Origin of the sequence: Sandarakinorhabdus sp. (assembly GCF_031422795.1) — a bacterium.
Lineage (GTDB): Bacteria > Pseudomonadota > Alphaproteobacteria > Sphingomonadales > Sphingomonadaceae > Sandarakinorhabdus.
Window position 1 is genome coordinate 1 of record NZ_JANPML010000229.1, and the last position, 10,380, is coordinate 10,380.

At 66.4% G+C, this 10,380-nt stretch carries 13 protein-coding genes; 4 read left to right on the forward strand and 9 right to left on the reverse strand.

Annotation, left to right across the window (positions count from 1 at the left end):
• The 5 genes from RMO81_RS08520 to RMO81_RS08540 all read right to left on the reverse strand — a co-directional run.
• A partial coding sequence (locus RMO81_RS08520; protein ID WP_310475400.1) for a lipocalin-like domain-containing protein occupies positions 1 to 737 on the reverse strand: 737 nt, incomplete at its 3' end.
• Positions 737 to 3,277, reverse strand: coding sequence for an ABC transporter permease (locus tag RMO81_RS08525; protein ID WP_310475401.1), 2,541 nt, complete (start codon positions 3,275 to 3,277; stop codon positions 737 to 739). The genes RMO81_RS08525 and RMO81_RS08520, both read right to left, overlap by 1 nt.
• Positions 3,277 to 3,960 (reverse strand): ABC transporter ATP-binding protein, encoded by a 684-nt coding sequence (locus RMO81_RS08530; RefSeq protein ID WP_310475402.1) that lies wholly within the window; start codon positions 3,958 to 3,960, stop codon positions 3,277 to 3,279. Before RMO81_RS08530 ends, RMO81_RS08525 begins: the two co-directional genes overlap by 1 nt.
• Before the next feature lie 101 nt (positions 3,961 to 4,061).
• Complete coding sequence (locus RMO81_RS08535) at positions 4,062 to 4,475, reverse strand: VOC family protein (RefSeq protein ID WP_310475403.1); 414 nt, start codon at positions 4,473 to 4,475, stop codon at positions 4,062 to 4,064.
• Positions 4,472 to 4,840 carry a DUF1465 family protein gene (locus RMO81_RS08540; RefSeq protein ID WP_310475404.1) on the reverse strand — a complete coding sequence of 123 codons (369 nt, stop codon included), beginning with the start codon at positions 4,838 to 4,840 and terminating at the stop codon, positions 4,472 to 4,474. Before RMO81_RS08540 ends, RMO81_RS08535 begins: the two co-directional genes overlap by 4 nt.
• Before the next feature lie 154 nt (positions 4,841 to 4,994).
• Between RMO81_RS08540 and RMO81_RS08545 the strand changes: the two genes are divergently transcribed.
• Complete coding sequence (locus RMO81_RS08545) at positions 4,995 to 5,468, forward strand: Hsp20 family protein (protein ID WP_310475405.1); 474 nt, start codon at positions 4,995 to 4,997, stop codon at positions 5,466 to 5,468.
• A 30-nt stretch (positions 5,469 to 5,498) separates the two neighbouring features.
• Here the strand turns inward: RMO81_RS08545 and RMO81_RS08550 are convergent, their stop codons facing one another.
• Together RMO81_RS08550 and RMO81_RS08555 are read right to left on the reverse strand one after the other, a co-directional pair.
• Positions 5,499 to 6,047 (reverse strand): tetratricopeptide repeat protein, encoded by a 549-nt coding sequence (locus tag RMO81_RS08550; protein WP_310475406.1) that lies wholly within the window; start codon positions 6,045 to 6,047, stop codon positions 5,499 to 5,501.
• Between the two features lie 21 nt (positions 6,048 to 6,068).
• Positions 6,069 to 6,266: a DUF465 domain-containing protein gene (locus RMO81_RS08555; RefSeq protein ID WP_310475407.1), complete on the reverse strand. Its 198-nt coding sequence runs from the start codon at positions 6,264 to 6,266 to the stop codon at positions 6,069 to 6,071.
• A 251-nt stretch (positions 6,267 to 6,517) separates the two neighbouring features.
• Between RMO81_RS08555 and RMO81_RS08560 the strand changes: the two genes are divergently transcribed.
• Entirely contained in the window at positions 6,518 to 6,697 is a 180-nt protein-coding gene (locus RMO81_RS08560; RefSeq protein ID WP_310475408.1) for a YdcH family protein, read from the forward strand.
• Between the two features lie 64 nt (positions 6,698 to 6,761).
• On the opposite strand, the gene dksA is transcribed toward RMO81_RS08560, so the two are convergent.
• Together dksA and phaR are read right to left on the reverse strand one after the other, a co-directional pair.
• Positions 6,762 to 7,217 carry an RNA polymerase-binding protein DksA gene (gene dksA / locus RMO81_RS08565; protein ID WP_310475412.1) on the reverse strand — a complete coding sequence of 152 codons (456 nt, stop codon included), beginning with the start codon at positions 7,215 to 7,217 and terminating at the stop codon, positions 6,762 to 6,764.
• 263 nt (positions 7,218 to 7,480) lie between these two features.
• Entirely contained in the window at positions 7,481 to 8,068 is a 588-nt protein-coding gene (phaR, locus tag RMO81_RS08570; protein WP_310475409.1) for a polyhydroxyalkanoate synthesis repressor PhaR, read from the reverse strand.
• 291 nt (positions 8,069 to 8,359) lie between these two features.
• On the opposite strand from phaR, the gene RMO81_RS08575 reads away from it, so the two are divergent.
• Together RMO81_RS08575 and RMO81_RS08580 are read left to right on the forward strand one after the other, a co-directional pair.
• A complete protein-coding gene (locus RMO81_RS08575; RefSeq protein ID WP_310475410.1) occupies positions 8,360 to 9,352 on the forward strand; it encodes an alpha/beta hydrolase in 993 nt (330 codons plus the stop codon).
• 63 nt (positions 9,353 to 9,415) lie between these two features.
• Positions 9,416 to 10,380, forward strand: a 965-nt coding sequence (locus RMO81_RS08580) for an acetyl-CoA C-acyltransferase (RefSeq protein WP_310475411.1), incomplete at its 3' end; no start/stop codon positions are given.

A 10,380-nucleotide genomic window follows, 5' to 3' on the forward strand; every position in this document is an offset into this window, starting at 1 on the left:
CCGGCCCACAGCGCCGCGCCTGCCTTGTCGCGCATGCGGAACAGGGTGACGGCGCTGCCATCGTCCATGTTCAGGCCCAGCCAATCCCAGCCAACAGCGCGGGCATTCATCAATGTGCTCGACCATTCGCGGTCAAGCCAGGCGGTGCCGGTGACGGCTTGCCCGTTCAGCCGGCCGGTTACCGCCAGCTGCGGCCAGCTGTAATAATGGCTGGCCGCAGCTGGCGCTGGCCCCTTTTGGCTGAAGCCGGCTTGGCCTTGCAGGATGACGGCTTGTGTGGGCGTGAAGGCCAGATCGAAGGCAAAGCCCGCACCAGCCAGTTTCGCGTGCAGCCGGCCATCCTTGCCGCGCCACAGCCGCCAATCATCAAGTGCCACATCCATATCGCCCACCCGCGCATTGGCGAGGCCAAAGCCCGCCCGTGCGATCCGGGCGGCATGGCGCAGCTTGCCATGCGCCGGATCGGCCAGCGCGGCATGGGCAAAGATCACCTGATGCGGCACAAAGGCGGAAGGGTTTTTGGTGTCGAGATCGGGGCGCGTGCGGAAAAAGGTGATCTGGAAGCCCCGCTTGCCCTGCGCCGTGTTCAGCCAGCCGGTGACATACCACCATTCGGTGCGGAAATCGGGATGGGCGCCGTGATCGGCCGGAAAGCGCAAGCCCACGCCGGGCCGCACCGGCGCAAACGTCGCCGCCAGCAGCAGCGGCAGCAGGCACAGCAAGGCGAGCGCCCGCATCACCAATCCGCCCGCACGGCCAGCAGCGCCTGGCCGCTCAACGCCCGCCGCCCGGCAATCACGGCCGTGCCGCCAGCGCAGGCCACCAGCGCCGCCACCAACCCAGCCAGCAGCGGCCACGGCAGCGCCAGATCCATCGTCCAGTGGAAGCTTTGCGGGTTGACCACGCGCACCAGCACCAGCGCCATCACCAGCCCCAGCGACAAGCCGGAAAGCGCCCCGATCAGGCCCAGACCCGCCCCTTCCAGCCCCAGCATCTGCAAGATCTGCCGGCGCGGCACACCCACATGGCGCAACATGCCAAATTCCCGCATCCGGGCCAGCACCTGCGCTGAAAAACTGGTCGCCACCCCGATCAGGCCGATGATGATGGCCATCGCCTCCAGCGCATAGGTGACGGCAAAGCTGCGATCGAAAATGGTCAGCGCAACGGCCCGCATCTCTGCCGGGCGGCCAAACTGCGCCTGGCCCTGCACGGCGGCTGGCAGCGCCGCCTGCAAGGCGTTCTGCACGGTATGGGCATCGGCGCCGGGCTGCAGTTCAAAAGCGGCCTCGGTGGCGCTCACATCGCCGGTGAGGCGGCGATAATCCTCCAGCGGCAGCATGACCGCGCCCCATTGCCGGGCATAATCGCGCCAGGTGCCGGCCACGAACAGGCGGCGCGGTTGGCCGCCGATCACCAGGCTGTGCACTTCACCCACCCGCCAGCCGTAAAGCCAGGCCAGCGGTTCCGAGATCAGGGTGCGGGTGGTGCCGGCCGGCGCTGGCGCATCGGTGGACGTGATCAGCGGCATGTTGTGATCACCGCTTTGTGCCATCACCGAAACTGCTGGCCGCGCCGGATCGATCCGCACCGAAATCACCCGCTGGAACCGCACGCTGGCCAACCCGGGAACCTGCGCCAGCCGCGCCTGATCGGCCGGGGCCAGCCCGCCGGCTTCGGCGGCTTCCAGATGCAGATACAGATCAGACGGCAGCACCGCGACCAGCCAATCATCCACGCTCTGCCGGAAACTGGCGACCATCACTGCCATCGCCACCATCAGCGCCGTGGAAGCCACAATGCCCGACAGCGCCAGCCCCGCCGCCTGCGGCACGCCCCACAACCGCCGCACCGCCAGATCGAGCGGCAGCCAGGCGCTACCAGCCCGCGCCAACGGTGCCAGCGCCACCCGCGCCAGTGCCGGCATCAACGCCACGCCGCCCGCCAGCAGCAGTGCCATCGCGACATAGCCGAGCAGCGGCAACCCAAAGAGCGGCGGCCCCAGCGCTGCCAATCCGCCGGCCGCCAGCAAGGCCAGGCTGGGCCAGGCACGCGGTGCCTGCGCCGGATCGGGTGCATCGCCCAGGCCCTTCAGCGCCTGCGCCGGGGCCGTGCGCGCCGCTGCCAGCGCCGGGGCGATGCTGCCAGCCAGCGCGGTGGCCAGCCCCAACCCGCCAAAACCCAGCGCCGCCACCAGATCAAAGCCCAACCGCGCCTGCGCCCGGTTAAAATAGCCGCCTCCCAGATCGCCGCCAAATTGCTCCACCACCAGGGTCGCCAGCCCATATCCCAGCGTCACGCCCAGCACCGCGCCGGCCAGCCCGAGCAGCAGCCCTTCGGCCAGCAGTTGCCGCACCAGCCCGGCCCGTGGCAGGCCCAGCACACCAAGCAGCGCGAACTGCGGCCGCCGCCGCGCCACGCTGAGCGCCTGCGCCGACCACACAAGGAACCCGCCGGTGAGCAGCGCCACCAGCGCCAGCATGCCCAGATTGACGCGATAGGCCCGGCTGAGCGCGTCAGCCCGGCTGGCTTCGGCTTCGGGCGTCGCCAGCACGGCATCAGCGGGCAGCGCCGCCGCCACCGCCGCGCGCGCGCCGGCGCCTTCCGCCAGTTTCAGATCCAGCCGGTGCAGCCGGCTCAACTGGCCAAAACGCCACTGCGCCTCGGCAATGTCGATCACGGCGATCTGCGCTTCGTCGCCCGCTGCCGCCAGCCGACCCATCACGGTAAAACGCGCCTGCCGACCAGCGGCGGTGAGCGTGAATTTTGCGCCGGGTTGCAGCCCGGTCGTGCGCAGCAATGCCGGCGACAGCCAGATCGCATCGCCTTGCCACTGCGGCCGGCTGCCCACCCCCGACTGGCCCGCCCGCGATAGGCCAACAAGGCCCGGCGTCACTGCCATCGCGCGCAGCGGATCGAGGCCGATCAGGGTGAAGCGGCCGCCGCGCGCTTCAGAACCCGGCCGCGCCAGCTTGCCCCAACTCGCCGGCAATTCCACCACCGGGCTGATCGCCTGCACGTGGCGCAACCCCGCCAGTTTCGGATACAGCGCCTCGTTCAGCCCCGCCGCCGATCGCGCCCGCACCGATACATCGGCCCGGCCCTGCACACTGGCCACCGCCCGGCCAAAACTGGCCAGCGCCGCGCTGTTGACCAGGTGGACGGCAAAACCCAGCGCCACACCCACCGCAATCGCCAGCACAGCCAGGCCCATCCGCACCGGATGCGCGCGCCATTCGCCGGCAATAAGCCAGCGTGTTGGCACCCAGCTGTGCATCAAGCCGGCGTGAGGCCGTCAGCCGACAGGCGCAGCACGCGGTCGGCTGCGGCCGCCACCATCTCGCTGTGGGTGACGATCAGCACGGCGGCCCGGCGGTACCGCGCCTCATTCAGCAGCAGATCGAGAATGCGGCCGGCTGTTTCAGGATCAAGATTGCCGGTGGGTTCATCAGCCAGCACCAGCCCAGGCCGATGCACCAGCGCGCGGGCAATGGCGACCCGCTGCAATTCCCCGCCCGACAGCACCGCCGGCCAATCCGTCCCGCGCCCGCCCAGCCCGACCTCCACCAGTGTTGCCTCGGCCCGGGCCAGCGCATCGGCGGCGTTCATGCCGGCCAGCAGGCACGGCAGCGCCACGTTTCGCGCCAGCGAAAGGTGCGGCAATACGTGGAAAGCCTGAAACACGAAGCCCAGCGCCGATGCCCGCAGTGCCGCCCGCTCAGGCTCGGCCAGCGCGGCGACGTCCTTGCCGCCGATCAGCACTTTGCCGGCATCGGGCGCATCCAGCCCGGCAATCACGTTCAGCAGGGTCGATTTTCCCACCCCGGATTCGCCAGTGATCGCCACCACCTCACCGGGCGCCAGCGCGATGTTCACGCCTGAAAACAAGCTGCGCTGCCCACCACCGGCCAGTGGCACGGCGCGCGCCAGCCCGGTGGCTGCCAGAACGGGGGCAGCCACCGCCGGGCCGGCGGAGGGGGTGTCATGACGCATGAGCGGGCTTTAGCCCAGAAGCGGGTGATTGTTAGCCCCGTGTGGCGACATGCCCTGCCCGTTGATTGTCACCCCTGCTTGGCGAACAGATTTTCCGGGTTCCGCATCGCCTTGAATTCCAGCGCATTGCCGGCTGGATCAAACAGGAAGAACGTGCCCTGCTCCCCCGGTTTGCCGGCAAATCGCACGTGCGGTTCCATTTCAAAGGCCAGGCCGGCGTGTTTGATGCGGGTCGCCAGCGATTCCCAGCTGGCCCAATCCAGCACCAGGCCGAAATGCGGCACTGGCACGGCATCGCCATCCACAGGATTGCGCACCACGGCCGATCGCGGCGCCTTGTGCACCACCAGCTGATGGCCGCGGAAATCGAAATCGATCCAGCTTTCCGATGATCGACCCTCGGGGCAACCCAGCACCGCACCGTAAAATTGCCGGGCGGCGGCCAGATCATCAACCGGGATAGCAAGGTGGAAAGGGCTCATGCGGAGTCTCCGTTATCGCGGATCAGTTGGTGGGCGCGGGCCAGCAGCTGGCGGCTCGCCAGGGCAATCGGGCCGCCATCGGTGGCCAGAAGGGGGTGATCGGCCGGCATCGGCACCGGTTCGGCGCAATTGATCGGCAACAGGGCCGTCACCTCACCATCATGGGCGGGTTCGAGCAGCCAGTTCATCACGCCAAGCAGCCGGGTGGTCACCCCCAGCGCTTCCAGCGACACGGCCAGCCGGGGCTGCGGCGGCAGTTCTTCGCGCCACAACCGGCCGGGCCCGTCAAACCAACGGCGGGCGGCTTCGGAAACGGCAATGGTGTCGTGATAGAGCGCATCGATATGATCGCGCAGCGGCAGCACCCGCCGCGCCTTGCGCCCCCTTAAACCTCCGCCTCTTGAAACAGCCGCAACGCTGCCCAGATTCAGGTTGCCGACGCCGCCAGAAGGGGCGTCGGCGCCTCCCGGCCCATGGTGGGCGGGATCAACGGCATCATTGCTTGAAGAGGATTTTGCCATGCGTGGATTTGATATATCTCCCTTGCTGCGTTCGTCCATCGGTTTCGAAAATCTGAACCGTTTGGTGGAACTGGCCGGGCGCGTCGAACCCGGCGACGCCTACCCCCCCTACAATATCGAAAAGCTGGGCGACGGTGCCTATCGCATCCAGATGGCGGTGGCCGGTTTCGGCCGCCACGAGCTGGATATCACCGTGCAGGAAAACATGCTGGTCGTGGTGGGCCAGGCTGCGCCAGAGGCGGAGTCCAAAGAGCGCCTGTTCCTGCACCGCGGCATCGCCAAACGCGCCTTTGAACGCCGTTTCCAACTGGCCGACACCATCAAGGTAACCAGCGCCGGATTCGAGAACGGGCTGCTCAACATCGAGCTGGTGCGCGAAATCCCGGAACACAAGCGGCCGCGCAAGGTGGAGATCGGCGCTGCGGTCGACGCCCTGAACGTGACGGCCGAAACCCGCCTCGCGGCGGAATAATCAGCCGCGCAGGACTTTCCGGCGCAAATCCTAGCCACGGAGCACCTTCCGGCGCTCGACGCGGAACCGTTTCAGTTCCTCAGCGGGCGCCGGCCAGTCTGGATCGGCGCGTGCGGCGGCGGCATAATCGTCCATCGCCTCTTTCAGTCTGCCTGCCACTTCCAGCGCCTGGGCCCGGGCAAAATAGGCCCGTGCCGGCTCTTTCGGCCCGATGTCGATGCCGTGGCTGATCAGGGCAACGGCTTCGCGCTCGCGGCCCGGCTGCCGCGCCACCACCACGCCCTTGTTGATCCAGGCTTCGGCCAGGCCCGGGGCGGAACGGATGGCCAGATCGAAATCGCTTTCCGCCTTGGCCAGCTTGCCGGCCCGCAGCAGCGCGATGCCGCGGTTCATCAACATGGCCAGCCGCACCGTTACAGGCAGGCCAGGCAGGCGAATGACGCGATCACATCGGCCGATCTGGGTGCGGCTGGGCTTGGCCGATTCGGCGGCATCCCGGCACGGTGCGGCGAGTTCATCATCGCCGCCCGCCGCCTGGGCATGCAGCGGCGCTGCGATCAGGCACAGCAAGATCAGCACCCGGCGCACCAGATGCCCTTGTCAGGCGATGATATCGGGGATCAACAGATCCTCGAGCATGGCGATTTCATCCTTCAACATCAGCTTCTTCTTTTTGAAGCGCTGTAACTGGATCATGTCGGGCATGGGCAGCAGGCGCAGGGCGTCGGTCGCGGCATCAAGGTCGCGGTGATCCTGCTTCAGCATCTCGACCCGGTCGCGGATCTCGACTTCATCCACCCTGCATGCTCCTTTGCCGCACGCTCCTTCACCGTTGCAGCTGTACCGGCAGGGCCCATGCTTGCAACAACTGTCCCTGCGTTAACCGTTCTTCAGGCCAGCCGGCAAGAGGGCAGTCACGCCGCGGTGAAAACATGCCAAACCGACGGTGAATCGCCACAAGGGGCATGGACAGCGCATCAGGAACGTGATGCACTCAATGGTCCCGCTGCCAGACAAGGCTGGCAGGGGATGCAAGAGGGAGTGTGCCAATGGCCAATGCCCAGATCAATGCCCAGATCAATGCCCATCGGGAGCAGTTGATTGCCCGTCATGCCAGGCTGGATGCCAGCCTTTCCGCCGAACTGAAGCGGCCCCTACCCGATCCGACAACCTTGCGAAGGTTGAAACGGGAAAAACTCAAGCTCAAGGACGAGATCACCAGCCACTAGGCCGGTACTGATCGCAAAAAGGTGGCCGCGGCCCGGTTTTCCAACCGGGGCGCGGTCAAAGCATTTACTCGTCGCGGCTCACCTTTTCATCACGTTCATGCCGCTCCTGGGCATCGATTGTCATGGTGGCAATCGGGCGTGCTTCCAGCCGGGCCAGGCTGATCGGCTCACCGGTCATATCGCACCAGCCATATTCGCCGGTCTCGATGCGGCGCATCGCGGCGTCAATCTTGGAAATCAGCTTGCGCTGGCGATCACGGGTGCGCAGTTCGATGCCCCAGTCGGTTTCGCTGGCGGCACGGTCGGTCAGATCAGGCTCCCGCATCGGTTCAGCCTTGAGCGCTTCCAGTGTGCCTTCGGATTCTTTCAGGATTTCGTCTTTCCAGACCAGCAGCTTCCGGCGGAAATAGGCCAGCTGGCGCGAATTCATGAACTCTTCGTCCGCGCTCGGACGGTAGTTTGGCGGCAGATCATCACCGTCGGCTGGCACGATCAGCACCCCATCATCGTTGGCGCCCATGTCACTAGAACTGGACCCGGAAAAACTTCCATAGGATTCGCTCTTCATACCAACACCCCAAAATCGGTGCCGGATCACCATCCCTTTACGGGACAGCAGCCAGCCCCGAACCTCCTTCCTGCCAGACCCCTCCGGCAGGAATTCTCCCTGGGCGCCCCATAAACCTGTGCTGCCTCAGCGGCAAGCGGTGAAACAGGCCGACAAAGACTGTCACGAAACTTTAGTTGAACGCAAATTCCGGGCAGCAACGCCCGGCGGCTGGATCAGCCCTTCAGCCCGTCAATGCGGGCCTGCAGGGCGGCCAGTTGTTGCTTCAACAGGGCCACTTCATCGGCCGCAGAGGCCTGTCTCTCGCCGTATTTATCGGACGGCTTGCCGCTGGCTTCGCGCAGCATGCCGCCGGTCATCATCTCGGTAGCGGCATGGAACATCGCCATATTCTGCCGCGCCAGCTGTTCGAACGGCTTGAGGGCGGCACTGCGGAACGTCGCCTGATTTTCGGCAAAAGCCGCCATCGAAGCTTCGAGATAGTGCGGCACCATCGATTGCATCGAATCGCCATACAGCGCGATGATCTGGCGCAGGAACGATGTCGGCAGCATGGTCTGGCCGCCGGCTTCGCCTTCCATCACGATCTGGGTGAGCACGGAACGGGTGATATCATCGCCCGTGCGGGCATCGAACACCTGGAAATCACGGCCATGGCGCGTCATTTCCGCCAGATGATCGAGCGTGATGTAACTTGAGGTTTCGGTATTGTAGAGTCGCCTGTTGGCGTATTTCTTGATGATCACAGGTGCCAGGCTGGCGTTGGCAGCCTTGGCATCGGGGGAGGAAGAGGCAATGGCCATGACGGCTCCCGGAATGAATTGTGTGCAGACGCCTAGCAAATGCCATGCTGCGCTGCAATGCCGCAGCGCCGCGCGCGCGCATGGCGCAGCCAAGCGCGCCGACAGGCGCAAGGCCGGCCGGGCTGCGGGAACCCATCGAAGTATTACTTCGATGGGGCCCGCTGGCGGCTGGCCCACAGGCCAGCCGAACAGCTTCGACGACGCGGCTTTGCCGCGCTCTTCCCTTCCCCTTCCCACTCCCAACAGACTCGGCGGCTCCGCCGCCGGCTGTGCCGCAAAGTCGAACCACCCATGACCCGTGCGCCCGGCCCGCACCCGCTGCCCGTCTTCCTCGCCGTGCTGCAAAGCGCCTGCGCCGGGGATTCGGCAAGGCTGGCGGCCACGCTCGCCGGGCTGGCGCGTTATCAGCAGGCCACGCGCCCCGCCCCGGCGCCGCTGCGTGCCGAAGTGGCCCGGGTTGGCGGTGTTGCCCTGCGCGGTCGGCTGGGCCCAAACCCCTTGGTGATCGTGCCATCGCTGATCAATTCGCCCGACGTGCTGGATCTGCCCGGCCGCAGCCTGTTTGCCCATTTCGAAGCCACCGGGCTTGATCCGCTGCTGGTCGATTGGGGGCTGCAGCCAGAGCCGCTGGGTCTTGCCGATCTGGTGCGCGATCGGCTTACACCGCTTGTGCAGTCACTGGGGCAACCAGTTGCACTGATGGGTTATTGCCTTGGTGGCACGCTGGCGTTGGCATTGGCCAGGCAGGTCGATGCCACCCGCATTGCGCTGATCGCCACGCCGAGGAATTTTGCCGGCTATGATGCCGACGCGCGGACCGGCCTGGCCCGCTGGTGGGCCGGTGCCGAACCGCTGGCGCAGACCATGGGCCAATTGCCGATCGACCTGTTGCAGCCGGCGTTCTGGTCGCTCGATCCAGATGGCCTGGCGGCCAAATATGAACGGCTGGCCACGGCTGACGCCGCCACCCTGGCCGATTTCGTGCGGTTGGAAGATTGGGCCAATGGCGGCGCCCCGCTCAGCCTGGCGGTGGCACGCGATCTGGCGGCGCTGTTTGGCGGCAATGCGTCCGCAGTTGGCCCCATACTGGGCTCTGCACCGACCATTCCGATCCTTGATGCCGTGGCGCTGAGCGATCGCATCGTGCCGGCCGCCGCCGCCCTCAGCCCGCCCGGCAGCGCAGCGCGCCTCGATATTGCGGGCGGCCATGTCGGCATGGTGGTGGGCCGGCAGGCACCTGCCCGGCTGTGGCCGGCGCTGTCGCGGTTCTTTGCCCGCACGTGATGGTGCAGCGCCGCAATCCGGCCTAGGCTGCGCCAACCGAATCGCCACCTCAGGGGAAGATCCATGAGCAATATCGTCATCACCGCCGCCCGCCGCACTGCTGTTGGCAGCTTCATGGGCAGTTTTGCCGCCACGCCGGCGCATCTGCTCGGCAAGGCCGCCATCGAAGCCGCGCTGGCCGATGCCGGCGTGGGCGCCAATGAAGTGAGCGAAGTGATTCTGGGCCAGGTGCTCACCGCCGCGCAAGGGCAGAACCCGGCGCGGCAGGCCGCCATGGCCGCCGGCATCGCGATGGAAGCGCCGGCCTATGGCGTCAACCAGGTCTGCGGTTCCGGCCTGCGCGCGGTCGCCATGGCCGCGCAGGCGATTGCCAATGGTGATGCTGGCATCGTGGTCGCTGGCGGACAGGAATCGATGAGCCTTTCGACCCACGCGCAAGCCCTGCGTGCCGGCCAGAAGATGGGCCACATGGAACTGGTCGATACCATGATCAAGGATGGTCTGTGGGATGCCTTCAACGGCTATCACATGGGCATCACAGCAGAAAACGTGGCGGAAATGTATCAGATCAGCCGCAGCGCACAGGATGATTTTGCTGTCGCCAGCCAGAACAAGGCCAGCGCCGCCCGCGCTGCCGGGCGTTTTGCAGCGGAAATCGCAGCCGTAACCATCAAGGGCCGCAAGGGCGACACCGTCGTGGATACCGATGAATATATCCGTGATGGCGTGACGCTGGACAGCATTTCGGGCCTGCGCGGCGCCTTCAAGAAGGATGGTTCGGTAACGGCCGCCAATGCGTCGGGCCTGAACGACGGCGCGGCAGTGCTGGTGATGATGAGCGAGGCCGAAGCCAATCGCCGCGGTGCGCCGGTCCTGGCGCGCATTGCCGGTTTTGCCAGCGTTGGCGTCGATCCCGCCGTGATGGGCATCGGCCCGGTGCCGGCCAGCCGCAAGGCACTGGAAAAGGCCGGCTGGAGCGTGGCGGATCTTGATCTGGTCGAAGCCAACGAAGCTTTTGCCGCCCAGGC